Below are 24,074 nucleotides of genomic sequence, written 5' to 3' on the forward strand. Positions count from 1 at the left end.
CCGGAGGGACCGCCCCGGTGAAGCGTTTACGGCACGGGAAGGGGTTCCTGCCGTAACGGTTCAGCCCGCGCTCTGTTCCTCCGCCAGGATGCGGTCCAGGGCCTCGTCGAGGTGGGCGTCGAAGTCGGCGAGCGCACCCTCCTGGCCCAGCGGCACCAGCTTGTCGGTCCGGTCCAGGAACGCCACCAGGGGAGCCGCCGATGACCGGAAGAGCGCCTGGTCGGTCCCGACCTGAAGACGGATCAGTACCTCGGCCAGCGGCTCGGGGTCGACGGGAGCGATGCGCACATCGCCGTCACCGCACGGCCGGCCCACCCCGTCCACCAGCAGCTCCCGGCCGAAGGCCCAGGTCACCGGCGCGTCCCCGGGCAGATGGAAGGTCAGTCGCACGGCATAGGGATCACAGGTCTCGTAGCGCAGCTCCACCGGGATGCGGAACGAGAGCTCCTCGGACACGAGAAAGCTCATCATGACCTCTGCCTGTACGGACTCGCCCATCGCACACCCGTCATTCGCCGTCGACTGTCCGGGAATCAAACCTCTAACACTGGTGGCATCTTGCTCAACGTACACACCAGATCACAAGGAGTGAGTTTTCAGATACTGATAGAGATCGCCAGTGACCCCAGTAACCGCCCCACCTCGTCCTGCAACCGCTGCGCCGCGGGCAGCAGCCGGTCGGCCTGCTGGAGGGGCAGGGAAATGGCCATGGTGGCGGCCGTGGTGCCGACGGTGATCGGGATCGCCGCGCACACCGTCCCCAGGGCGTACTCCTGGCGTTCGACCACCGGAGTCATCCGCCGCATGCGCTCCAGCCGCTTCAGCAGGGCATTGCCATCACGCACCGTGTACGGCGTGACGGGTCGCACGGGGTACCTGTCCAGGTGGTCACGGCGGGCGTCCTCGTCCAGCTGCGACAGCAGGCACTGCCCGATGGCGTGCGCGTGTGCGGTCTCCCGGAAGTCCGCCCATTCCTCCACGGCCGGGTTGCCCGGGGTGTCGGAGACGCACATGATTTCGATCTCGCCGTCCCGGTACATGGCGTAGTACACGGGGACGCCGATCGCGTCGCGCCAGCGCGCCAATGCGTCGATCACCGTGCTGCGACGTTTCTGCTGGGCGCCTCGGCCGCTCAGCCGCTCGGCGGCCTCGCCGAGGAAGAACAGCCCCTTCTCGCGGCGCAGATAGCCCTCGTGCACCAAGGTGCGCAGCAGGTGGTACGCCGTGGGCAGCGCCAGCCCGGTCTCCCGGGCCAGTTGCTTGGCGGGGGCTCCGTACGTGTGCCCGGCGACGCACTCCAGAAGCCGCATCGCCCGCTGAACGGATCCGATGAGCGTCACGGAGGGCGGGTCCGCGGAGGAGGTGGGGGGCGTTCGGGGCGTCGAGTGTGGCTGCACGGGCAATGCGTGCAGCGGAACAAATGCGGTGTCGGCCGTGGCCAAGGGTCACTCCCGGAACGCGAGGGGGCAGCCCCGTGCGGGGAACACGGGTGGGGGTGTACGCCGCTCGCGGGGTCACCCCCGCGTCGAGTTCCGGACTCTAATCGCCGGTCACCGCTCACCGGCGAACCGTCCGGGAAACTTCCCTCGCGCGAGGGAACCGGTGATTCCTGTTACCGCCTCCGGTGTCCCACAGTCCTCACCAGTCGCTGCGTGAGGATGAACTCGACATGAACTTGCGCACCACGTAGATCAGTCCGCCGACGAGCGCGACGAAGACCAGCAGCTTGAACAGCAGTCCGATCACGAAGCCGACCACGCTGGCGATCAGCCCGCCGAACACGACCAGGGCGATGACCGGCACCGCGACCCACTTCACCCACCACGGCAACCCCGTGAAGATCTCTCGCATCGCCCTCGTCCTTACCTCTCCGCCCGTTCGAGCGCCGGGTCCTTCGACGGCCCGGGAGCCCGCTGGGAATTCCGAATGTCCTGCACTCGATGCTAGGGCCGCGCGTGCCCCGGCAGCGGCCCCGCATCCCCTGTCTCCCCCTGACCGATCCCCTAGGGAACCCCGATGCGCGGCTCAGCTCTCGGGAGGGGAGAAGACCACCAGAACCCGCAGGTCCTCGCTGATGTGGTGGAACTTGTGGGCGACCCCGGCCGGCACGTAGACCACGCTGCCGCGCGCGACCTGGGTGGTCTCCATGCCCACGGTGATCGCGGCCCGGCCGCTCACCACGAAGTACACCTCGTCCTGCGCGTGCGGCTGCTGCGGGTCGGACGTTCCCGCGTCGAGGGCGTACAGACCGACCGACATGTTCCGCTCGCGCAGGAACTGCAGGTAGGCACCGTCGTTGGCGGCGCGCTCCGCCTCGAGTTCGTCCAGCCGGAATGCCTTCATCGCCTCGTCCGCCCCTGCCTCACCGTTCGTTTCCGGTCGTGTCTGCCACGATCAGACACATGAAGAATTTCCTAGTCAAGACGATCGCCAACGCGGCCGCCCTGGCGGTCGCCGTGTGGCTGCTCGACAAGATCACGCTGACCGGGGGAAGCACCGGCGAGAAGACGCTCACGCTGATTGTCGTCGCCCTGGTGTTCGGCCTGGTCAACATGCTGGTCAAGCCGATCGTGCAGGTGCTGACCTTCCCGCTGTTCATCCTGACCCTCGGCCTGTTCACGCTGGTGGTCAACGCGCTGATGCTGTTGCTCACGTCGTGGCTGGCCGACAAGCTCGACCTGAGCTTCCACGTCGACGGGTTCTGGACCGCCGTCCTGGGCGGCCTGATCATCTCGATCGTCTCCTGGGCCCTCAACGCGTTCCTGCCCGACAAGGACTGATCACGTGACCTACCGCGTCTGCTTCGTGTGCACGGGCAACATCTGCCGCTCCCCGATGGCCGAGGCCGTCTTCCACGCGCGCGTGGCGGACGCAGGACTGGACGGCCTGGTCGAGGCCGACAGCGCCGGCACCGGCGGCTGGCACGAGGGCGAGGGCGCCGACCCCCGCACGGTGAACGTCCTCACGGAGAACGGCTACACGCTCGACCACACGGCCCGGCAGTTCCAGCCGTCCTGGTTCGCCCACCTCGACCTCGTCGTCGCCCTGGACGCCGGCCACCTGCGGGCGCTGCGCCGCCTGGCGCCCACGGAGCAGGACGCGGACAAGGTACGGCTGCTGCGCTCCTACGACCCCGCCGCCGACCCTGGCGACCTCGACGTACCCGATCCCTACTACGGGGGCGTGGACGGCTTCCAGGAGTGCCTTGAGATGGTGGAGGCGGCGAGCGGCGGACTGCTCGCCGCGGTACGCGAGCGGGTGAGAGGACGGGTGGCATGAGCGATTCCGCTACCAGCGACAGGGACGGTACGGGAGCGGAGGGGCCCTTTCCCGGCACCGGCGACGGCACCCGCGCCGTACGGGCCGGGCTGCCGGAGCCCGTCAAGCACGAGCCGACGCTGCCCGGCCCCGTGTTCGCCGCCCACTTCCACCTGCCGGGAGAGCCGACCGGTCCGTACACCTACGGACGCGACGAGAACCCGACCTGGACCCACCTCGAGCGCGCCATCGGCGAACTGGAGGCGCCGGGGCAGGACGACGTCGAGACACTCGTGTTCGCCTCGGGCATGGCCGCGATCTCCTCGGTGCTCTTCTCACAGCTGCGCGCCGGGGACGCGGCAGTCCTGCCCGACGACGGTTACCAGGCGCTGCCGCTGGCCCGAGCCCAACTGGAGGCGTACGGCATCGAGGTGCGCACCGCGCCGACCGGCGGGGACGCCCAGCTGGACGTCCTGGACGGGGCGAGGCTGCTGTGGATCGAGACGCCCTCCAACCCGGGGCTGGACGTCTGCGACGTCCGGCGGCTCGCGGAGGCGGCCCACGCACACGGCGCCCTGGTCGCCGTCGACAACACGCTCGCCACGCCTCTCGGCCAGCGCCCGCTGGACCTCGGCGCCGACTTCTCGGTGGCCAGCGGCACCAAGCAGCTCACCGGGCACGGCGATGTCCTGCTGGGCTACGTGTCAGGCCGCGACCGGGAGGCGATGGCCGCCGTACGGCGTTGGCGCAAGATCGTCGGCGCGATCCCCGGGCCCATGGAGGCCTGGCTCGCGCACCGCTCGATCGCCACCCTCCAGCTGCGCGTGGACCGGCAGAACGCCACCGCGCTCAAGGTGGCCGAGGCGCTCGGCGCGCGGTCAGAGGTCACCGGCCTGCGCTACCCGGGGCTGCCCGACGACCCCTCGCACAAGATCGCCGCACAGCAGATGCGGCGCTACGGGTGCGTGGTCTCCTTCACACTGCCCACGCGCGCGCGTGCCGATCGTTTCCTCGACGCGCTGCGGCTCGTGGAAGGTGCGACCAGCTTCGGTGGCGTACGGTCCACGGCCGAGCGGCGCGGACGCTGGGGCGGCGACGCGGTACCGGAGGGCTTCATCCGCCTCTCGGTCGGGGCCGAGGACCCCGAGGACCTGGTGGCGGACCTGCTGCGCGCGCTCGACGAATCGGCGGGCTGACCGGCACCGCGCGGATTCCTCGCCGACCGGCCGAGCACGCCGGGCGGTCCGAGCCTCCCCCCTCGTGGCTCGGACCGCCCTCCGGTTCTCGCGCGCGAAGAACCGCGCGACTCAGGCTAGTTGACTCTGTGTCAGTGTCCAATCACAGTAGCGACAGCGACCTATCGACATATTTATAGTTGAGCGTGGCCGGAAGGCCGGTGGAGAACAGAAGAGGGGGACGGCTTCCGTGGATCTGGCCTTGCTGCGCACGTTCGTGACCGTGCACCGGGCCGGTTCCTTCACGCGCGCGGCGGCCCTGCTCGGCCTCTCCCAGCCGGCCGTCACCTCCCAGATCCGCACGCTGGAAAGGCAGCTCGGGCGCCCTCTGTTCCTGCGGCAGGCCCGCGGCGTGACTCCGACGACCATCGGTGACGAGCTCGCCCACAAGGCCGCGCCCCACCTCGACGCCCTGGTGGAAATAGCCGAGACCGGGCTCGATGACGACTCCTCCCTGCGGACCCTGCATCTGGCCGGTCCCCCGGAGTTCACCGCCGAGCGGGCACTGCCCGCGCTCACGGAGCTCACCGGCGAGGACGGACAGGGCTTCGCCCTGCGCGCCTCGTTCGGGAACGCCGAGGAGGCCCTGGAGGGGCTGGCCGCCGGGCATCACGATCTGGCCATCGGTACGGCCCGCCCGCGCGGGGCGCTGCTCACGGCCACTCCGCTCTGCGACGAGGAGCACGTCCTGGTCGCCGCTCCCCACTGGGCGGAGCGGGCCGGCCCCGAGCAGGTCCGCCGCACCGCCGCACCCGACCTGGAGCACATCCCCGTGGTCGAGGTGCACGAGTCGCTGCCCTTCGTCGCCCGCTACTGGGCGTCCGTCTTCGACGCCCGCCCGGCAGCCCCGGCCACCGTCGTCGCCCCAGACCTGCGTGCGGTGCTCGCCTGTACGGTCGCCGGCGCCGGACTCGCCGTACTGCCCCGCTACCTGTGCGCCGAAGCGCTGGAGCGCGGTGAGGCTGTCACCCTGCATGACCCCGCGGTGCCGCCTCTGCGGACGTATTTCCTGGTGGTGCGTACCGGCACGCTCGCGATGCCACACATCGCACGGGCCCATGAGTGGCTGCTGCGCGCGGCTGCCGACTGGAGCTGAGCCGTCGGTCAGGGGCGGTTGACGCCCTCGATGTTTCACGTGGAACCAGCCGGGCCACATTTCTCCCATGACCGTCCGACCCGTGGTCAAGCGCACCGCCCGTGCCGTTCTCCTGGACGACGGCGCCCTGATTCTGATCAAGCGCACCAAGCCCGGCGTCGATCCCTACTGGGTCACTCCCGGAGGCGGGGTCGAGCCAGGCGACACCACCGTCGTGGACGCCCTGCACCGCGAGGTGCACGAGGAACTGGGAGCCAAGATCACCGACGTGGTCCCGTGTTTCGTGGACACGGTGGAACACATCGGCGAAGACGATGGGGCGACCGGCGTGAAGGTGCAGCACTTCTTCGTCTGCCGCCTGGAGTCCATGGACCCGTCCCTGCGACACGGCCCCGAGGTCGAGGAGCCGGCCGGTGAGTACGAGATCGTCCGGGTGCCTTTCACCAGGGTCGGGATCGCCTCCGTGCACCTCGTACCGCTCTCGCTCCGGCACTATCTGGACGGCAACATCGAGGGCGTGCGCGCCTTGCTCGCTCCCGACCTCGGCTGACCCCGGCCGTCGTGCGGGTGGCCAAAAGCTCGCGCGTTCCGCGGAAAGTGGTGGACGCCGGCGGCTGCCGTCGTACAGCCTGACCTGCGTGTCGACACCTTCCCTCGCCTCGCTCCCGATCCGCCGTCTGACCCTCCGCGACCTCACCGCCTGCGCCGACCTGTCCGAGGACCGGGGGTGGCCCCGTGAGGAACACAAGTGGTCGTTCCTCCTCACAGCCGGGAACGCCTACGGCATCGACGACCCCGGCGGCGGCCTCGTCAGCGCGTGCACCGTCACCGAGTACGGTCCGCACGGACGCCCCTGTCTCGCCGCCATCGGCATGGTGCTGGTCGCGGAGCGTCACGCCCGCCAGGGTGTCGGGCGCCGGCTGATGCGTCACGTCGTCAACGCGCTGGGCACCACCCCGCTGACGCTGCACGCCACCCCGAACGGCCGGCCCCTGTACGAGGAGCTCGGTTTCAAGACCACCGGCCGGGCGGAGATGGTGCGGGGGCATTTCGTGCCCGCCGGGAGCGAGCCCGCGGTCCTTACGCGCGCGGCCACGGCCGAGGACCTCGCCGCGATCGTCCGGCTCGACGAGGAGGTGTTCGGCACCGACCGCACCCACATCATCACTCGCTTGCCCGCCTTCGCCGATCAACTCCGGGTCGCGGAGGAGGGCGGACGGCTCATCGGATACGCCGCCGCCTGGCCCAACATGGAAACCCACGTCGTGGGCCCGCTGATCGCCCGTGACACCGAGACGGCCAAGGCACTGCTGGCCTCCCTCGCCGCCCGCACCGACCGCCCATTGCGCACGGACATCGACGTACGGCACGAAGAGCTGCTGGCCTGGGCGAAGCGGCATGGTCTCTCCTCCCTCACCACCAACGCGGTCATGACGTACGGCATCACGGAGCTGCCCGGGGACTGGCAGCGGCGGTTCGCTCCCCTGACGGTGGCGGCGGGCTGATCCGTTCCGTGCGGCGAGGCCGGTCCCCGGTGACGTTCCGGGAACCGGCCTCGTGCGGTCGGCGGCTGCCGTCAGCCGAGCCCCGCCACGGCGGCCGCGGCGAAGGCGTGGTCCTGCTCGGGCGCTCCGCCGCCGACCCCGATCGCGCCGATCAGCCGGCCGTCGCGGTGCACGGGCACGCCGCCCGCGATGAACAGCAGCGGCCGGTCGAGCGCGGTGGGCAGCGTGTGAAAGAGGCCCCCGGGCTGGACGGCGTCGACGAGGTCGGCGGTGGGTGAGTCCAGCTGGAGCGCCGTGTAGGCCTTGCGGGTGCTGGTCTCCCCGGAGATCAGCACGGCCCGGTCGTCGCGCCGGAAGGCCAGGAGGTGACCACCCGCGTCGAGGACGGTGACGCTGACGGTGACCCCCGCCGCCTCGGCGGCGCGGTGGGCGGCGGTGACGAGGGCTTCGGCATCCTCGATGGTCAGCGGGGCGACAGCGGTGGTGGTCATGTGCGGTTCTCCTTGGTGGTGCTGAGTGGTACGTGCCTCGGTGGTCTCGAGGCCGGGGTGGCCGCAGGGGCGCGGGAACGGCCCTGGCCCCGCGATCCGGCGGCCGGGATCGTTCAGCGGTGTACGGCGGGGGTCCGCTGTTCGGCGGGGACGGAGCCCGCGACGACGGCGCCGGCGGCGGACTCGCGCCGCTCGAGGGCGGCCGAGAGGAGGGCGAGGAGCAGGGCGTCCGCGGCGAGCGCGGCACCGACCCAGTTCGGGGCGGTGTAGCCGAAGCCGGCGGCGATGACGACGCCGCCGAGCCAGGCGGAGAGCGCGTTGCCGAGGTTGAAGGCGCCGATGTTGACCGCCGATGCCAGCGTCGGCGCGCCGTGCGCATGGTCCAGGACGCGCTTCTGCAGCGGCGGGACGGTGGCGAAGCCGAGGGCGCCGATCAGGAAGACGGTCACGGCCGACGCGGTCTTGTCGTGTGCGGTGAGCGTGAAGAGGGCGAGGACGACGGCGAGCGCGCCCAGGGAGATGTACAGCAGGGGCATCAGGGCGCGGTCGGCGAACCTGCCGCCGACGAGGTTGCCTCCGACCATGCCGAGGCCGAAGAGGACCAGCAGCCAGGTGACCGAACCGTCGGCGAAGCCCGCGACGTGGGTCATCATCGGCGCGATGTAGGTGATGGCCGCGAAGACACCCCCGAAGCCGAGCACCGTCATGGCCATTGCGAGCAGGACCTGGACGTTCCCGAACGCGGCCAGTTCGTGCCGCAGGCTCACGCCCTCCGCCTTGGGCATGTCGGGGACAAGCTTTGCGACACCGGCCAGGCCGACGACGCCGAGAGCGGCGACGACCGCGAAGGTGACGCGCCAGCCGGCGGACTGTCCGATGAGCGTGCCCAGTGGCACGCCGACGACATTGGCGACGGTCAGCCCGGTGAACATCATCGCGATCGCGCCGGCCCTCTTGTGCGGAGCGACCAGGTCGGCCGCGACGACCGAGCCGATGCCGAAGAAGGCTCCGTGGGCAAGGGAGGCGACGACACGACCGACCAGCATGACGGAGAAGGCGGGGGCGAGGGCGGAGAGCAGGTTGCCGACGATGAACAGGCCCATCAGCAGCATCAGCATCCGCTTGCGCGGGACCTTGGTGCCCAGCACGGTCATCAGCGGGGCACCGAACATCACGCCGAGCGCGTACCCGGTCACCAGGAAGCCGGCGGTGGGGATGGAGACCCCGTAGTCGTTCGCGACCTCGGGCAACAAGCCCATGATCACAAACTCGGTGGTTCCGATACCGAAGGCCCCGATCGCGAGGGCCAGAAGCGCGAGAGGCATGGAGGGGATACCTTCCCAGTGGATTGCAGGAGCGCTTTACGTGCGCCAACAATAATTGCAGACGCGGGTTAATTGCAAACGCTGGCAATCGCGCTACTGGTCTACCCTGGTCTCAGCGGCTCCGGGACGGAGGAAACACATGACAGCGACGGATCCCGCGCTCACCGCCCTCTCCCAGGGCTGGTGCGCCCTCTCCCTGCTGCACGGGAGGATCGAGGCCCACATCGAGCGCGCCCTGCAGGCCGGACACGACCTGAGCGTCCGCGAGTACTCCCTGCTCGAGGTGCTCAGTCGGCAGCACGAGGGCGACGGCGGGCATCTGCAGATGAAGCAGGTCGCGGACGCCGTGGTCCTCAGCCAGAGCGCCACCACGCGCCTGGTCACCCGGCTCGAGGACCGGGGGCTGCTCGAGCGCTACCTATGTCCCACCGACCGCCGCGGCATCTACACCAACGTCACCGCGACCGGCCTGAAGCTGCTGGACGAGGCACGACCCACCAATGACACCGCCCTGCGCGAGGCTCTCGACGAAGCCGCCAAGAACCCCGACCTGGCTCCGCTGGTCCGGGTCGTCGAGACGCTCAAAACACCAGTGCCCGCCTGACCTTCCCTGCGTAGGGTGCGGCCATGGCAGATCTTGAGATACGGCCCACCGCCGAGGACGACCTCCCCGCGATCGTCGCGATGCTCGCCGACGACCCCCTGGGCGCCCGGCGCGAGTCGCCCGACGACCTGAGCCCGTACCTGACCGCGTTCGAACGGCTCAGCGCCGACCCGAACCAGCACGTGGTCGTCGCCGTCCGCGACGGCCGGGTGGTCGGCACGTTGCAGCTGACGATCGTGCCCGGACTGTCCCGGCGCGGCGCCACCCGGTCGATCATCGAAGGTGTGCGGGTCCACGCCGACGAACGCGGTGGCGGCCTGGGCACGCAGCTCATCGAGTGGGCCGTCGACGAGTCCCGCCGGCAGGGATGCCAACTGGTGCAGCTCACCTCCGACAAGACCCGCACCGACGCGCACCGCTTCTACGAGCGTCTCGGTTTCTCGGCCTCGCACACCGGCTTCAAGCTTCAGCTCTGAGAAGGGTGGCTCTGTTTCACGTGAAACAGAGCCACCCGCCGAGGCGTGCGAGTTGCCTAGCCGATCCCGCGCCACCCCTCCGGGTCCACCCCTCCCGGCACAGGCGCACCCTCGTCATACGGCTGGCGCGTGAACACGAACGACCCGAGGTCCAGGTGACTCACGGTCCCGTCCGGCCGTCGCACGGCTCGCAGCGACTCCCCGGCGTAGTACCCCTCCAGCCCGGTCCACGTACCGTCACCGTTCGCCCGGAAGCGCGAACGGCGGCCGGCGCCCGACAACGGCTCCAGCGAGACCCCCCGGTCGGACGTCAACCTCAGGGCGAAGGCATGCGTGCCCCAGTACCACTGGCCGGCCAGCTCCAGGACGGATGTGTCGACGTCCGGAAGCGGGCGCCACGGTTCAGGGATCCTGGGCTCCGCCTCGGCGACGACGCGCACGAGATCGGCGCCGACTCCGGCCAGCAGCGGCCCGGACGTGCAGTTGGCCAGCACCACTGCGGCGACATCGTCCTCCACGCTGATCGTGAGGTTGGCCAGGAAGCCTGGAAGCGACCCGGAGTGCCCCACGAGCAGCCGTCCGTCCCGATGCTGGATCTGCAGCCCCAGACCGTACGCCGCCCCGTCCGCGACATCCGCGGCCTCCATCGGCGCCGCCGGCCCTCGCATCTCCCTCACGGACTCATAGCTCAGCACCCTGTCGTCCCCCTTCGCCAGGAAGGCCGCGAACCGGGCCAGGTCCCCGGTGGTGGACCAGAGCTGACCGGCCGGGGCCATCCGCCCGAGATCCTCGGCGGGCTCCGCCAGCATCACGTCCGCCCATGGATGCACCGCCCAGCCGCCGGCATACGGCGCCTGGGGATGCCCGGCCGTCCGGTTCAGCCCCAGTGGCTTGAGCACCTCCTCCCGCAGCACCTCCTCCCACGAAGCACCGCGTACCTTCTCCACCAGAGCGCCGAGCACCGTGTACCCGGGGTTCGAGTAGTGGTGCCGACGGCCCACCGGGTGAAGGAGCGGCTGCTTGCCCAGCACATCGTCGAGCTCGGGCCGCAGCGAGCCCGGCATCCGCTCCCACCACGGCGCGGGCGACTCGGCGGCCAGACCGCCGGAGTGGGCCAGCAACTCGGCGATCGTGGCCTCTCCCGCCCCCGTACCCGACAGGTGCTTCTCCAGCGGATCGCCGAGATCGAGCGCGCCCTCGTCACGCAGCCGAAGCACGAGCACAGCGGTGAACGTCTTGGTGATCGAGCCGATCCGGTACTGCACGTTCTCGTCCGGTCCGTGACCGTCCACCGAAGTCCGCGCACCGTGCCAGACGGTTCGGCCGTCCCGGACGACCGCGGCGACGAGCGACGGTGCACGCCCCTCCGTCTGGGCCACGGCGATCCGGTGCAAAAGGGCCCGGCGAGTTGCGGGAAGCAGCTCTTCCTGAGGTGTCGTCATGCCCCCCAGTCCACCCGTCAGGGCCTCACACGTCGAACCGATTTCCGCGCGCCGCGGGGATCAGGTCTGCGCCATGTCCACGAAGCGCGAGTAGTGGCCCTGGAAGGCGACGGTGATCGTGGCCGTCGGACCGTTACGGTGCTTGGCCACGATCAGGTCGGCCTCGCCCGCGCGCGGCGACTCCTTCTCGTAGGCGTCCTCACGGTGCAGCAGGATGACCATGTCGGCGTCCTGCTCGATGGAACCGGACTCACGCAGGTCGGAGACCATCGGCTTCTTGTCGGTGCGCTGCTCGGGGCCACGGTTCAGCTGGGAGAGCGCGATCACGGGGATCTCCAGCTCCTTGGCCAGGAGCTTCAGGTTGCGGGACATGTCCGAGACCTCCTGCTGACGGCTCTCGGCACGCTTGGATCCGCCTGACTGCATCAGCTGGAGGTAGTCGATGACGACCAGCTTGAGGTCGTTGCGCTGTTTGAGCCGACGGCACTTGGCGCGGATCTCCATCATCGACAGGTTCGGGGAGTCGTCGATGTAGAGCGGGGCAGCCGAGACGTCCGGCATCCGGCGGGCCAGGCGGGTCCAGTCGTCATCCGTCATGGTGCCGGACCGCATGTGGTGGAGCGCGACGCGGGCCTCGGCGGACAGCAGACGCATGGCGATCTCGTTGCGCCCCATCTCGAGCGAGAAGATGACGCTCGGAAGGTTGTTCTTGATCGACGCCGCCCGCGCGAAGTCCAGCGCCAATGTGGACTTACCCATCGCGGGACGCGCCGCGATGACGATCATCTGGCCCGGGTGCAGACCGTTGGTCAGGGAGTCGAAGTCCGTGAACCCCGTCGGCACACCGGTCATCTCACCGCTGCGCGAGCCGATCGCCTCGATCTCGTCGAGCGCGCCCTCCATGATGTCGCCGAGCGGCAGATAGTCCTCGCTGGTGCGCTGCTCGGTGACGGCGTAGATCTCGGCCTGGGCACGGTTGACGATCTCGTCGACGTCGTCGTCGGCCGCGTATCCCATCTGGGTGATCCGCGTACCGGCCTCCACCAGGCGGCGCAGCACGGCCCTCTCGTGCACGATCTCCGCGTAGTAGGCGGCGTTCGCGGCCGTCGGCACGGTCTGGACGAGGGTGTGCAGATAGGAGGCGCCACCGACCTTGTTGATCTCACCGCGCTTGGTGAGTTCGGCAGCGATCGTGATGGGGTCGGCCGGCTCCCCCTTGGCATAGACGTCGAGGATGGCCTGGTAGACCGTCTCGTGAGCCGGCTTGTAGAAGTCGTGGCCCTTGAGGATCTCCACGACGTCGGCGATGGCGTCCTTGGACAGGAGCATGCCACCGAGGACGGACTGCTCGGCGTCCAGGTCCTGCGGCGGGACCCGCTCGAACGACGGCCCGCCACCGTCCCAGCCAGCGCTGTCCGGACCGCGCTCGTGCTGTTCGTCGCGGCCGCGGCCGCTGTCTCCCCGGCGGCGGGAAGCGGGCAGACGATCACTGGGACCGCTGTCGGCCCACGGGTCGTCCAAGGGCTCGGAAATGCTCACCGAGCCACCTCCTCCTGTCCGCCGAGCGGACCTCGCCGTGCCCTCATTTCTACGGCACGACACTGACAAATAAGACGCCCAACTCCGGTTGTGGCGCGTCGGTTTTGTGAGGGTTCACAAGTCGGCGGACGGAGCAGGCGCCGGACAACCGTAGGCCCCTCGGCAGCGTCAGCCAATCTGGTTATCCACAGGCCATGTGGACGACGGGCCAGATGCTGTGGAGAACTCCCCGAAACCTGTGCACGACCCGGTGGACAGCCCTGTGAACAAGCCCTCGCCTCTCCTGAGGAAACGCCGCTGAACTGCGTCTTTACCGTCCACGCCCTGTGCAGAAGAAAAACTTTCCCACTCAGATCAAGATCGCCCCGAACAGTGCCGGGCAACCCACGGGACCAGACGAGAGGTAAGGGTCACAAAAGCTTTGCATCGCTTACCTGTGGACGATTAGATTGGTGCTCATGACACAGGCTTCCGAGCGCTCCCGGACCGTCCGGCGCCGGCACGACCGAGAGATCATCGCGCTGGCCGTCCCGGCCTTCGGCGCGCTCGTCGCCGAGCCCCTCTTCGTCATGGCGGACAGTGCGATCGTCGGCCATCTCGGCACCGCACAACTCGCCGGACTCGGCATCGCCTCCGCGCTGCTGACGACGGCCGTCAGCGTATTCGTCTTCCTCGCCTACGCAACGACGGCGGCCGTATCCCGCCGAGTCGGCGCGGGCGATCTGCAATCCGCGATCCGTCAGGGCATGGACGGCATCTGGCTGGCACTCCTGCTCGGCGCCGCAGTCATCGCCGTCGTCCTGCCCACCGCCCCCTCCCTCGTGCAGCTCTTCGGCGCCTCCGACACCGCGGCTCCGTACGCCATCACGTACCTGCGGATCTCCGCCCTCGGCATCCCCGCCATGCTCGTCGTGCTGGCCGCGACCGGTGTCCTGCGAGGACTGCAGAACACCCGGACCCCGCTCTACGTGGCCGTGGCCGGCTTCGTCACCAACGCCGTCCTCAACGTCGTACTCGTCTACGGCGCCGGTCTCGGCATCGCCGGCTCCGCCTGGGGCACCGTCATCGCCCAGTGCGGCATGGCAGCGGTGTACCTCTGGGTGGTGATCCGTGGAGCACACCGGCACGGTGCCTCCCTGCGACCGGACATCGCCGGCATCAAGACTTCAGCCCAGGCAGGAGTCCCGCTGCTCGTTCGCACCCTCTCGCTGCGGGCCATCCTCATGATCGCCACGGCTGTGGCGGCTCGCCTCGGCGACGCCGACATCGCGGCCCACCAGATCATCCTGTCACTGTGGAGCCTGCTCGCCTTCGCCCTCGACGCGATCGCCATCGCAGGACAGGCCATCATCGGACGCTACCTGGGGGCCGGTGACACCCAAGGTGCCCGCGATGCCTGCCGCAGGATGGTCGAGTGGGGTGTAGCGGTCGGAGTAGTCCTGGGTCTGCTCGTGGTGCTGTCCCGCCCGGCATTCCTGCCCCTCTTCACCGGCGACTCCGCGGTCAAGGACGCCGCCCTGCCCGCACTGGTGATCGTGGCCGTGTCGCAGCCGGTCTGCGGAGTGGTCTACGTCCTGGACGGCGTCCTGATGGGGGCCGGAGACGGCCCCTATCTCGCCTGGGCCATGCTGCTCACTCTGGCCGTCTTCACTCCGGCGGCACTGCTGGTCCCGACGCTCGGCGGCGGCCTCACCGCGCTGTGGGCGGCCATGACGCTCATGATGGCGATGCGCCTGGTGACGCTGTGGGCCCGTACACGGTCGGGCCGCTGGGTCGTCACGGGTGCGACGCGCTGAGCGTTCCACGCGAGTGCCGTGTTTCACGTGAAACACGGCGCTTGAAATGTACGGGGCCTACCGAAGACGGGACTAGGGAAGATGGGGCCGCACCCCCCGTTCGGGAGATGCGGCCCCATCTCATCGCTTCAGCCGGAGCGAGGCTCAGGCAGCGACGACCTCGATGCTGACCTTGGCGTCAACCTCGGGGTGCAGACGCACGGACGTCTCGTGAGCGCCCAGGGTCTTGATCGGCGAGCCCAGCTCGATGCGGCGCTTGTCGACCTCGGGACCACCGGCGGCCTTGATCGCCGAAGCGACGTCGGCCGGGGTGACGGAACCGAAGAGACGACCGGCGTCGCCGGAGCGGACGGCCAGACGGACCTTCACACCCTCGAGCTGGGCCTTGACCTGGTTGGCCTGCTCGATGGTCTGGATCTCGTGGATCTTGCGAGCACGACGGATCTGCTCGACGTCCTTCTCGCCACCCTTGGTCCAGCGGATAGCGAACTTCCGCGGGATCAGGTAGTTGCGAGCGTAACCGTCCTTGACGTCGACGACGTCGCCCGCGGCACCGAGGCCGGAGACCTCGTGGGTGAGGATGATCTTCATGAGTCGGTCACCCTTCCCTTATCGCGCGGTGGAGGTGTAGGGCAGCAGCGCCATCTCACGGCTGTTCTTCACGGCCGTGGCGACGTCACGCTGGTGCTGGGTGCAGTTGCCGGTCACGCGGCGGGCACGGATCTTGCCGCGGTCGGAGATGAACTTCCGCAGCATGTTCGTGTCCTTGTAGTCCACGTACGTGACCTTGTCCTTGCAGAACGCGCAGACCTTCTTCTTCGGCTTGCGCACAGGCGGCTTAGCCATGATGTTTCTCCTGTGTGATCAAGAAGTGTGGGTGGAGCCCGCCTAGAAGGGGGGCTCGTCCGAGTAGCCGCCACCGCCGCCGGAGCCGCCGCCCCAGCCGCCGCCACCCTGGCCACCGCCCTGCTGGCCGCCGGCGGGAGCGCCGGTCGCCCAGGGGTCGTCGGCCGGAGTGCCGCCGCCCTGCTGGCCGCCGCCGGGGCCGCCGCCCCAGCCGCCGCCACCCTGGCCGCCACCGCCGCCGTAACCGCCCTGGCCACCGCGCCCCTGGCCCGAGGTCTTGGTGACCTTGGCCGTGGCGCTGCGCAGGCTGGCGCCGACCTCGTCGACGTCCAGCTCGTAGACCGTGCGCTTGACGCCCTCACGGTCCTCGTACGACCGCTGCTTCAGCCGGCCCTGCACGATGACGCGCATGCCTCGCTGGAGCGACTCGGCGACGTTCTCCGCCGCCTGACGCCAGACCGAGCAGGTCAGGAAGAGGCTCTCGCCGTCCTTCCACTCGTTCGTCTGGCGGTCGAAGGTGCGGGGGGTCGACGCGACACGGAACTTCGCGACGGCCGCACCGGACGGGGTGAAGCGCAGCTCGGGGTCGTCGACAAGATTGCCGACGACCGTGATGACGGTCTCGCCTGCCATGGGGGAACCTCTCGGCGGGTTTGCTCTGGCTGCTTGGTTGCTGCTACTCGGATCCCGGGATCAGCTGAGCGGGAAGGCTCAGTGCATCTCGGGACGGAGGACCTTGGTCCGGAGGACCGACTCGTTCAGGTTCATCTGGCGGTCGAGCTCCTTGACGACCGCAGGCTCGGCCTGCAGGTCGATGACCGAGTAGATGCCCTCGGGCTTCTTCTTGATCTCGTACGAGAGACGACGACGGCCCCAGGTGTCGACCTTCTCGACCTTTCCGCCGCCGTCACGGACGACAGAGAGGAAGTTCTCGATCAGCGGGGAGACAGAGCGCTCCTCGAGATCGGGGTCGAGGATGACCATCACCTCGTAGTGACGCATGTGGAACCCACCTCCTTTGGACTCAGCGGCCACGGTCGTTCCGTGGCAGGAGGGTTGCGATGCGTTGGCACCGGCATCAACGAGTAAACCAGGACCCACTGACAATCGGGCTTCGTCCGAGGAGACGCCCGGCCGTGGACGGCAGGAGACACCAGTGCAGAAGGTACAGAGTACCCGCCCACCGGCTTGCGGTTGAAATCCGGCGGTGAGGGGACACAATCGGTACTCAGCGGATGTGAGGGCCACGACACACTGCCTTCGGCAGGAGGTTCCCCATGGCACAGATCATGCGACCCGCCAAGCCCCGGACCGGTCTGCTGGCCACCGACGGCAAACCGCACCCCCTCCAGGACACCCTGCTGGCCGTGGGCCTCGTCCTGGCCGTGCTCGCCCTGGCCACCGCGAGTTTCCGCGGGCTCCACGTCCTGACCTCATGGGCGGGGCTGCTGGGCGTCCTGACCGCCGGATACGGCCAGCTCATCTCGGTGACGACGCGTGAGCGATTCGGCCTGGTACTGGCGCTCGGGGGCTCCGCGCTCGGTCTGTTCTTCGGCATCAACCACGGTGGGTTCTTCGGCTGATCCCGGTCGCCGCCCGGCCACCGCGGACCCCCTTGTACCCGTACGCCGGACGGGGCGCTCACAGGGCGCAGTAGGCTTCGCGCGAGAGCCGGAGCCCCTGTACCCATGGGGACACACCAGCCCGAGGAGCGCCCCGAATGAGCCTGACCCTGAGGACCATCAGTCGCGAGCAGCATCTGGCCTACATCCAGAGTCTGCCGGCGGCGAGTCACATGCAGGTCCCGGCCTGGGCGGACGTGAAGGCGGAATGGCGCTCAGAGAACCTCGGCTGGTTCGACGACCGGACCGGTCAGCTGGTCGGCGTGGGCCTGGTCCTCTACCGGCAGCTCCCCAAGATCAAGCGCTACCTCGCCTACCTCCCCGAGGGCCCGGTCATCAACTGGTACGCGCCGAACCTCCAGGACTGGATGGAGCCGATGCTGGCGCACCTGAAGCAGCAGGGCGCCTTCTCGGTGAAGATGGGCCCGCCGGTGATCATCCGGCGCTGGGACGCCGCGTCCATCAAGAAGGGCATCCAGGACCCCGACGTCAAGCGCCTGCGCGACATAGAGGCCGACCACATCGAGCCGCGCGCCTTCGAGGTGGCCGACAAGCTGCGCCGCATGGGCTGGCAGCAGGGTGAGGACGGCGGCGCCGGCTTCGGCGACGTGCAGCCCCGCTACGTCTTCCAGGTGCCGCTGGCCAACCGCTCCCTGGAAGAGGTCCACAAGAACTTCAACCAACTGTGGCGCCGCAACATCAAGAAGGCCGAGAAGGCCGGCGTCGAGGTCGTCCAGGGCGGCTACCACGATCTTGAGGAGTGGCAGCGCCTGTACGAGATCACGGCCGTGCGCGACCACTTCCGGCCGCGCCCGCTGTCGTACTTCCAGCGCATGTGGGCGGCCCTCAACAACGAGGACCCCAACCGCATGCGGCTGTACTTCGCCCGGCACAACGGGGTGAATCTCTCGGCGGCGACGATGCTGGTCGTCGGCGGTCACGTCTGGTACTCCTACGGCGCCTCCGACAACATCGGCCGCGAGGTCCGGCCCTCGAACGCCATGCAGTGGGCGATGCTCCGTGACGCCTACGCGCTGGGCGCCACCGTCTACGACCTGCGCGGCATCTCCGACTCCCTGGACGAGAGCGACCATCTCTTCGGCCTGATCCAGTTCAAGGTCGGCACGGGCGGGCAGGCGGCCGAGTACCTCGGCGAGTGGGACTTCCCCCTGAACAAGCTGCTCCACAAGGCGCTCGACATCTACATGTCGCGCCGCTGACCCCTCTCATCCCCACCCGCACCTCTGACAGCCACGAGAAAGGTTCCAGGTCCGGCCATGGCGCTCACCCTCTACGTCGACACCGCGCGCTGGCGGGCGCATCACAAGCACGTGCAGGAGCAGTTCCCCGGGCTGGTCCCGGTCTGCAAGGGCAATGGCTACGGCTTCGGGCACGAGCGGCTGGCGGAGGAGGCCACGCGGCTGGGCTCGGACGTGCTGGCCGTCGGCACCACGTACGAGGCCGCCCGGATCAAGGACTTCTTCGGCGGCGACCTGCTGGTGCTGACGCCGTACCGGCGCGGTGAGGAGCCGGTGCCGCTGCCCGACCGGGTCGTGCGCTCGGTGTCGTCCGTGGACGGCGTGTACGGCCTCGTGGGCGCGCGTGTGGTCATCGAGGTGATGTCCTCGATGAAACGGCACGGCATCAGCGAGCAGGACCTGCCGCAGCTGCACGCCGCCATAGAGAACGTCCGGCTGGAGGGCTTCGCCATCCACCTGCCGCTGGACCGCACCGACGGATCGGACGCCGTCGAGGAGGTCATCGGCTGGATGGACCGCCTGCGTGCGGCGCGCCTTCCGCTGCACACGATGTTCGTCAGCCACCTCAAGGCGGACGAGCTGGCCCGGCTCCAGCAGCAGTTCCCGCAGACCCGTTTCCGGGCCCGGATCGGCACCCGGCTGTGGCTGGGGGATCACGAGGCCACCGAGTACCGCGGTGCGGTCCTGGACGTCACCCGCGTCGCCAAGGGGGAGCGTTTCGGGTACCGGCAGCAGAAGGCGGCCTCCGACGGATTCCTGGTGGTCGTGGCGGGCGGTACGTCGCACGGCGTGGGCCTGGAGGCGCCGAAGGCGCTGCACGGCGTCATGCCGCGCGCCAAGGGCGTCGCCCGGGCCGGCCTCGCGACGGTGAACCGGAATCTCTCGCCGTTCGTCTGGGGCGGCAAGCAGCGCTGGTTCGCGGAGCCGCCGCACATGCAGGTCTCCATCCTGTTCGTGCCCTCGGACGCGCCGGAGCCCACGGTCGGCGACGAGCTGGTGGCCCATCTGCGGCACACCACCACGCAGTTCGACCGGCTTCTCGACCGCTAGCGAAAAGGCCGTACACGGGCGTCCGTGTACGGCCTTCCCGGCGTTCGCTCACGGCGAACCGCCCGTCTGCCTGCTCACTCCCCACTGCACCTGGGGCCCCTCGAAGTGAGCGGCGTGCTGCCCGGTATGAGCCGCGGGTCCCAGGACGAAGACGTCCTGCGCGCCGTCGAGCACCCCGCCCGAGGGGTCGTCGTCGCCCGTGCGGCGGACCGGGTCCCGTTCCGGCATCAGGATGTCGCGCACGACCATCACGCACAGGAACAGCGTTCCCAGCAGGTGCGCGCCGATGGCCCAGTGGTAGCCGTCCGTCGGCAGACCCTTGTGGGCGTCGCCGCTGGTCGTGTAGGCGAGGTACATCCAGATGCCCAGGAAGTACGCGACCTCGCACGCCTGCCAGATCAGGAAGTCACGCCACTTCGGCCGGGCCAGCGCGGCGAGCGGCACCAGCCAGAGCACGTACTGCGGTGAGTAGACCTTGTTGGTGAGGATGAACGCCGCGACGATCAGGAAGGCGAGCTGGGCGAACCGGGGGCGCCGGGGTGCCGTGAGGGTGAGCGCCGCGATGGCGCCGCAGCACAGCAGCATCAGGAGCGTGGCCAAGGTGTTGACGGTCTCGGTGCTGGGCGGGTTGTCGGAGTTGTGGGCCAGGATCAGCCAGAAGGAGCCGAAGTCGACCCCCCGCTCCTGGCTGAACGTGTAGAACTTCGACCAGCCCTCGAACGCGAAGAGCATCACCGGCAGGTTCACCACCAGCCAGGCGACCGCCGCGCTTCCCAGAGCCTTGCCGAACTCCCGCCATCTTCCGGCACGCCAGCACAGCACCAGCAGCGGCCCCAGGATCAGGAACGGGTAGAGCTTGGCAGCCGTGGCCAGGCCCAGCAGGACGCCGAAGGCCACCGGGCGCCTCCGCGACCACATGAGGAGGGCGACGGACGTCAGGGCGACCGCCAGCAAGTCCCAGTTGATGGTGGCGGTCAGCGCGAAGGCGGGCGCGAGGGCGACCAGCAGTCCGTCCCAGGGCCGCCGGGCGTGGGTGCGGGTCACGCAGACGGCGATGACGGCCGCGCACACCATGAGCATCCCGGCGTTGACCATCCAGTACCACTGCTCCTGGTGCTGGATGGAGCCGCTGCCGGGGGTGAGCCAGGACGCGACCTCCATGAACACGCCGGTCAGCACCGGGTACTCGAGGTACTCCATGTCGCCGGGGAGCTTGTCGAAGTACGGCACCAGGCCGTCGACGAACCCGCGTCCCTGGTACAGGTGCGGGATGTCCGAGTAGCACGCGTGCGTGTACTGGGAACTGGCACCGAAGAACCAGGCTCCGTTGTAGCAGGGCGCCTTCTGGACCAGGCCGAGGGCGAACATACCGATCGCCACGAGAGCGATCACCCGCACAGGCGTCCACCAGGACGTCCCGACAAGGGCACGCCGCCCGACCGGGCCGCCGATCAGCTCACTACCGGCCGCGGCGACCGCGTCCTCCCGGGTCGGCCGCACCGAATCCGGCTCGCGCACGCTCGCTGGCGTCGATTCTGCACTGGGCATGGGGCACATCCTGCCGTACGTGTCTGGGAAACGGCCGGGGCCGCCGCGCCCTGGCGGGTGCGGCGGCCCCGTTTCACGTGAAACGTGCGGGCGTTTCACGTGAAACGCTCATGCGGTGCTCTTCTGGGACTAGCCGTTCGGTCCGGCGAAGAGGCCACCGTTCTGATTTCCTCTGCTGTCGTCCTCTTCGCCTGTCGGACTGGGAGATGTCGAGGGGGACGGACTGGTGTCCGCGCCTCCCGCATCATTGCCGGCGCTGTCATTGCCGCCGTTGTTCCCGGTGTCGCAGTCCCACTCCCAGATACCACAGGTGTCACTCGGTGAGGGCGAGGGACTGGTCGTCTCGCTCTGGCTCGGCGACGCAGACGGCGACGGACTCGTCTCCTCCTCGCTCTGAGAGGGCGAAGGAGTCGGGCTCGGCGGCGGGGCGTCGTTGACGACCTCCCCGATGGGCTCCGGCTTCGGGAACTTCTGCGGCTTGGTGCCCTTCAGCGCGTCCTCCATGTAGTCCTTCCAGATGATGGAGGGGAAGGACGCACCGTGGATCTGCTTCTGGCCACCCGTTCCGTACATCTCCAGGAACGTACGGTTCTTGATGGTCTCGTCGTCCGGGTAGCGGAACATGCTGATGGCGGTCGACAGCTGCGGGGTGTAGCCGACGAACCACGCGGACTTGTTTCCGTCGGTGGTACCGGTCTTGCCGGCCACCTCACGACCGGGCAGCTGAGCGTTCGAACCCGTACCGTCCTCGACGACGGTCTTCAGGACATCGGTCACGTTGTCCGCGACCTGCGCGGTGAATGCCTGCTTGGTCTCGACCTTGTGCGTGAAGATCGTGCCGTCCTTGCTCGTCACCTTGGTGACCGAGAAGGGATCACGCTGTTTGCCGCTCTCCGCGAAGGTGGCGTACGAACCCGCCATACGGATCGCGCTGGGGTCGGAGATGCCGAGAGAGAAGGACGGGTAGGACGTACCCGCCAGACTGTCCTTGAGGAGTCCGGAGTCGACGGCGGCCTCCTCCACCTTGTCGAGGCCGACATCCATGCCGAGCTGCACGTAGGCCGAGTTGACCGACTCCCGCATGGCCTCTCTGAGGTCGATCATGTAGTCGGGTGCCTCACCGACCGACAGCTCACCGTCGTTCTCCTGGAGCCACTGCTCGCCCTTCTCGTTCTTCCAGACCGTCCCGTCGTATTCCTTGACCTTGAAGTCGTTCTCGCCGCTGTAGAGACTCCGCGGCGAGACGACGGTTCGTTCGTCCTGCGCCTGGGTCGGGGGGCCTTCGGGGTCCCGGACACCCCACTTCATCGCCGCCGCGAGCACATAGGGCTTGAACGTCGAACCGACCTGGGCACCGGTCACGTCCGCGTTGTTGGTGAAGTGCTTGGTCGCGTCCTCACCGCCGTAGATGGCCCTGATCGCCCCGGTCTCGGGGTCGACGGACGCCCCGCCGAACTGGACGTGTGTGTCCTTCTCAGGCCGCTTCTTCGGGTCGATGTTCTCCTTGTAAACCTTCTGGACCGCCTTCTCGAGGTCCTCGACCTTCTTCTTGTCGAAGGTCGTGTAGATCGAGTAGCCGCCCTTCTCCAGCTGTTGCTCCGTCACCACTCCGTTCTTGACCACGGAGGACTTGGCGAGCCTGACGAGGTAGCCGATCTGCCCGCCCAGCTGCGAGTTCGACTGCGGGTTCTTCACCTCGGGGAGATCGGGGAACTTTGCCCTGTCCTCCTGGCTCAGATGCCCGTACTCGACCATCTTGTCGAGCGTGTCCTGCATCTGCCGCTGAGCCCGCTCACGGTTGGCCTCCGGAGTCGCGGCCGGGTCGATCGAGGTCGCTCCCGCGGGGTCGTAGTAGGTGGCGCCCTTGAGCGTCGCCGCCAGGAAGGCGCACTGGCCGGGGTTGAGGTCGACCGCATCCACGTTGAAGTAGGCACGGGCCGCCGCCTGGATACCGTAGGCGCCACGGCCGTAGTACGCCGAGTTCAGGTAGCCCTCGAGGATCTTGTCCTTCGGCTCCTCGGCGCCGACCTTGATCGAGACGAAGATCTCCTTGACCTTGCGGGAGATGGTCTGCGACTGGTCGTTCAGCATCGCGTTCTTCACGTACTGCTGGGTGATGGTGGAACCACCCTGGGTGTCGCCACCCCTGGCCATGTTGAACACGGCACGGGCGATGCCCTTGGGGTCGATGCCGCTGTCGGAGTAGAAGGTCTTGTTCTCCTGGGAGATGACGGCGTTGCGCATCGCCTCGGGAATCTGCGGGAGGCTCACGATCTGGCGGTTTCGCTCACCGCCCGTGGCGACCATCTGCGAGCCGTCGGCCCAGTAATAGACGTTGTTCTGCGCCGTAGCGGTCTTGTCCAGGTCGGGAACCTGCACCATGGCGTAGGCGAGGCCCGCGGCAGCCACTCCGGTGCCGAAGAAGCCGATGAACAGCCCGGCGACGAGCTTCCAGGAGGGCACCCATCGGCGCCACCCGTCCTTGTCGTGGCGCGGGTAGTCGATCAACCGCTTCTTGCCGGTCGCGGCCGCGCGGCCCCGCCCGGGTCCTGCCGCGCCGCCGGAAGCGGCCCGCCGGCCGCCGCGACCGGGCTCGGCCGCTCTGCGTCGGCCGCCTCCGCTGCGCTGTGCCGCGCGCCTGGCTTCGGCGCGGCTCCCGTACGGACGCTCCTCGCCCTCATGGCCGTACGAGCCGGACGGAGACCCTGTGGCGCCCCGCGGTGCCGCGCGGCGGCCGGAGGACGAGCCGGACTGGCCGCGTCGGGCCGCGGCACGTCCGCCTCCCTGCGGCTGCGGCGGTTTGCGACGGTGCTCGCTCATCGAACGACTACTCCTCGGGCAGGCGCACCTTTGCGCGCCTGGTAAAGGCGGCTGGTTTCCGGTCCCCCCGAAGTACGGATGCGGTCCCTACCGCATTCACCCGTACTGCACCGGGGACAGGGACGCCCCCAGGCGTCACTCGGTTCCCGGTGGTCTGCATGG

The 24,074-nt window shown here is 69.0% G+C and carries 26 protein-coding genes; 12 read left to right on the plus strand and 14 right to left on the minus strand.

From position 1 onward, the window contains the following. Positions 1-60: 60 nt before the first annotated feature. The 4 genes from ACFW47_RS09550 to ACFW47_RS09565 form a co-directional block, all read right to left on the minus strand. Complete coding sequence (locus ACFW47_RS09550; protein WP_386305404.1) at positions 61-498, minus strand: SsgA family sporulation/cell division regulator; 438 nt, start codon at positions 496-498, stop codon at positions 61-63. Between the two features lie 98 nt (positions 499-596). Then, complete coding sequence (locus ACFW47_RS09555; RefSeq protein ID WP_386280204.1) at positions 597-1,340, minus strand: IclR family transcriptional regulator; 744 nt, start codon at positions 1,338-1,340, stop codon at positions 597-599. Positions 1,341-1,638: 298 nt separating this feature from the next. Continuing rightward, positions 1,639-1,851, minus strand: a complete 213-nt coding sequence (locus tag ACFW47_RS09560; RefSeq protein ID WP_030042262.1) for a DUF5326 family protein — start codon at positions 1,849-1,851, stop codon at positions 1,639-1,641. Positions 1,852-2,025: 174 nt separating this feature from the next. Next, positions 2,026-2,343 carry a cupin domain-containing protein gene (locus ACFW47_RS09565; protein ID WP_043382483.1) on the minus strand — a complete coding sequence of 106 codons (318 nt, stop codon included), beginning with the start codon at positions 2,341-2,343 and terminating at the stop codon, positions 2,026-2,028. Between the two features lie 59 nt (positions 2,344-2,402). On the opposite strand from ACFW47_RS09565, the gene ACFW47_RS09570 reads away from it, so the two are divergent. The 6 genes from ACFW47_RS09570 (at position 2,403) to ACFW47_RS09595 (ending at position 7,094) form a co-directional block, all read left to right on the plus strand. Continuing rightward, positions 2,403-2,780, plus strand: a complete 378-nt coding sequence (locus ACFW47_RS09570) for a phage holin family protein (protein WP_386280201.1) — start codon at positions 2,403-2,405, stop codon at positions 2,778-2,780. 4 nt (positions 2,781-2,784) lie between these two features. Beyond that, positions 2,785-3,279, plus strand: a complete 495-nt coding sequence (locus ACFW47_RS09575; protein ID WP_386305406.1) for a low molecular weight protein-tyrosine-phosphatase — start codon at positions 2,785-2,787, stop codon at positions 3,277-3,279. Continuing rightward, positions 3,276-4,454 carry a cystathionine gamma-lyase gene (locus ACFW47_RS09580; protein ID WP_386305408.1) on the plus strand — a complete coding sequence of 393 codons (1,179 nt, stop codon included), beginning with the start codon at positions 3,276-3,278 and terminating at the stop codon, positions 4,452-4,454. The genes ACFW47_RS09575 and ACFW47_RS09580 overlap by 4 nt, the downstream gene beginning before the upstream one ends. A 229-nt stretch (positions 4,455-4,683) precedes the next feature. Beyond that, on the plus strand, positions 4,684-5,589 hold the full coding sequence (locus tag ACFW47_RS09585) for a LysR family transcriptional regulator (protein ID WP_386280194.1): 906 nt from the start codon (positions 4,684-4,686) through the stop codon (positions 5,587-5,589). 67 nt (positions 5,590-5,656) lie between these two features. Then, positions 5,657-6,139 carry an NUDIX domain-containing protein gene (locus tag ACFW47_RS09590; RefSeq protein ID WP_386280192.1) on the plus strand — a complete coding sequence of 161 codons (483 nt, stop codon included), beginning with the start codon at positions 5,657-5,659 and terminating at the stop codon, positions 6,137-6,139. 88 nt (positions 6,140-6,227) lie between these two features. Further along, complete coding sequence (locus tag ACFW47_RS09595) at positions 6,228-7,094, plus strand: GNAT family N-acetyltransferase (protein ID WP_386280190.1); 867 nt, start codon at positions 6,228-6,230, stop codon at positions 7,092-7,094. 71 nt (positions 7,095-7,165) lie between these two features. Here ACFW47_RS09595 and ACFW47_RS09600 read toward each other — a convergent pair whose 3' ends face one another. Both ACFW47_RS09600 and ACFW47_RS09605 read right to left on the minus strand, forming a co-directional pair. Continuing rightward, positions 7,166-7,585 carry a heme-binding protein gene (locus ACFW47_RS09600; protein ID WP_386280187.1) on the minus strand — a complete coding sequence of 140 codons (420 nt, stop codon included), beginning with the start codon at positions 7,583-7,585 and terminating at the stop codon, positions 7,166-7,168. Positions 7,586-7,698: 113 nt separating this feature from the next. Beyond that, positions 7,699-8,910, minus strand: a complete 1,212-nt coding sequence (locus tag ACFW47_RS09605) for an MFS transporter (protein WP_386305410.1) — start codon at positions 8,908-8,910, stop codon at positions 7,699-7,701. 139 nt (positions 8,911-9,049) lie between these two features. Here ACFW47_RS09605 and ACFW47_RS09610 point away from each other — a divergent pair, with 139 nt between their 5' ends. Both ACFW47_RS09610 and ACFW47_RS09615 read left to right on the plus strand, forming a co-directional pair. After that, the gene (locus tag ACFW47_RS09610; RefSeq protein WP_386280182.1) at positions 9,050-9,514 is read left to right on the plus strand and encodes a MarR family winged helix-turn-helix transcriptional regulator; all 465 of its coding nucleotides are present in this window, start codon (positions 9,050-9,052) and stop codon (positions 9,512-9,514) included. Between the two features lie 23 nt (positions 9,515-9,537). Further along, entirely contained in the window at positions 9,538-9,990 is a 453-nt protein-coding gene (locus ACFW47_RS09615) for a GNAT family N-acetyltransferase (RefSeq protein ID WP_386280180.1), read from the plus strand. 56 nt (positions 9,991-10,046) lie between these two features. Here the strand turns inward: ACFW47_RS09615 and ACFW47_RS09620 are convergent, their stop codons facing one another. Next, on the minus strand, positions 10,047-11,432 hold the full coding sequence (locus tag ACFW47_RS09620) for a serine hydrolase domain-containing protein (protein ID WP_386305412.1): 1,386 nt from the start codon (positions 11,430-11,432) through the stop codon (positions 10,047-10,049). A 60-nt stretch (positions 11,433-11,492) separates the two neighbouring features. Next, on the minus strand, positions 11,493-12,971 hold the full coding sequence (dnaB, locus tag ACFW47_RS09625) for a replicative DNA helicase (RefSeq protein WP_386280176.1): 1,479 nt from the start codon (positions 12,969-12,971) through the stop codon (positions 11,493-11,495). A gap of 458 nt (positions 12,972-13,429) precedes the next feature. Between dnaB and ACFW47_RS09630 the strand changes: the two genes are divergently transcribed. Beyond that, entirely contained in the window at positions 13,430-14,767 is a 1,338-nt protein-coding gene (locus tag ACFW47_RS09630) for an MATE family efflux transporter (protein ID WP_386280174.1), read from the plus strand. A 144-nt stretch (positions 14,768-14,911) separates the two neighbouring features. Here ACFW47_RS09630 and rplI read toward each other — a convergent pair whose 3' ends face one another. From rplI to rpsF, 4 genes are all read right to left on the minus strand, one after another. Next, positions 14,912-15,358, minus strand: a complete 447-nt coding sequence (rplI, locus tag ACFW47_RS09635; RefSeq protein ID WP_003975023.1) for a 50S ribosomal protein L9 — start codon at positions 15,356-15,358, stop codon at positions 14,912-14,914. An 18-nt stretch (positions 15,359-15,376) separates the two neighbouring features. After that, a complete protein-coding gene (gene rpsR / locus ACFW47_RS09640; protein ID WP_003949403.1) occupies positions 15,377-15,613 on the minus strand; it encodes a 30S ribosomal protein S18 in 237 nt (78 codons plus the stop codon). Positions 15,614-15,655: 42 nt separating this feature from the next. Next, positions 15,656-16,246 carry a single-stranded DNA-binding protein gene (locus ACFW47_RS09645; protein ID WP_386280171.1) on the minus strand — a complete coding sequence of 197 codons (591 nt, stop codon included), beginning with the start codon at positions 16,244-16,246 and terminating at the stop codon, positions 15,656-15,658. A 78-nt stretch (positions 16,247-16,324) separates the two neighbouring features. Next, positions 16,325-16,615, minus strand: a complete 291-nt coding sequence (gene rpsF, locus ACFW47_RS09650; protein ID WP_003975025.1) for a 30S ribosomal protein S6 — start codon at positions 16,613-16,615, stop codon at positions 16,325-16,327. A gap of 275 nt (positions 16,616-16,890) precedes the next feature. Here rpsF and ACFW47_RS09655 point away from each other — a divergent pair, with 275 nt between their 5' ends. The 3 genes from ACFW47_RS09655 (at position 16,891) to ACFW47_RS09665 (ending at position 19,544) form a co-directional block, all read left to right on the plus strand. Then, complete coding sequence (locus ACFW47_RS09655; RefSeq protein WP_019324684.1) at positions 16,891-17,196, plus strand: hypothetical protein; 306 nt, start codon at positions 16,891-16,893, stop codon at positions 17,194-17,196. 137 nt (positions 17,197-17,333) lie between these two features. Continuing rightward, positions 17,334-18,455 carry a peptidoglycan bridge formation glycyltransferase FemX gene (gene femX, locus ACFW47_RS09660; protein ID WP_272586442.1) on the plus strand — a complete coding sequence of 374 codons (1,122 nt, stop codon included), beginning with the start codon at positions 17,334-17,336 and terminating at the stop codon, positions 18,453-18,455. 57 nt (positions 18,456-18,512) lie between these two features. Next, positions 18,513-19,544 carry an alanine racemase gene (locus ACFW47_RS09665; RefSeq protein WP_386280168.1) on the plus strand — a complete coding sequence of 344 codons (1,032 nt, stop codon included), beginning with the start codon at positions 18,513-18,515 and terminating at the stop codon, positions 19,542-19,544. 48 nt (positions 19,545-19,592) lie between these two features. On the opposite strand, the gene ACFW47_RS09670 is transcribed toward ACFW47_RS09665, so the two are convergent. Together ACFW47_RS09670 and ACFW47_RS09675 are read right to left on the minus strand one after the other, a co-directional pair. Further along, entirely contained in the window at positions 19,593-21,101 is a 1,509-nt protein-coding gene (locus ACFW47_RS09670; protein WP_386305414.1) for a glycosyltransferase family 87 protein, read from the minus strand. Between the two features lie 120 nt (positions 21,102-21,221). Beyond that, entirely contained in the window at positions 21,222-23,600 is a 2,379-nt protein-coding gene (locus ACFW47_RS09675) for a transglycosylase domain-containing protein (RefSeq protein ID WP_386305415.1), read from the minus strand. Positions 23,601-24,074: the final 474 nt, after the last annotated feature.

The organism is Streptomyces sp. NPDC058796 (assembly GCF_042745235.1).
Classification (GTDB): Bacteria; Actinomycetota; Actinomycetes; order Streptomycetales; family Streptomycetaceae; genus Streptomyces.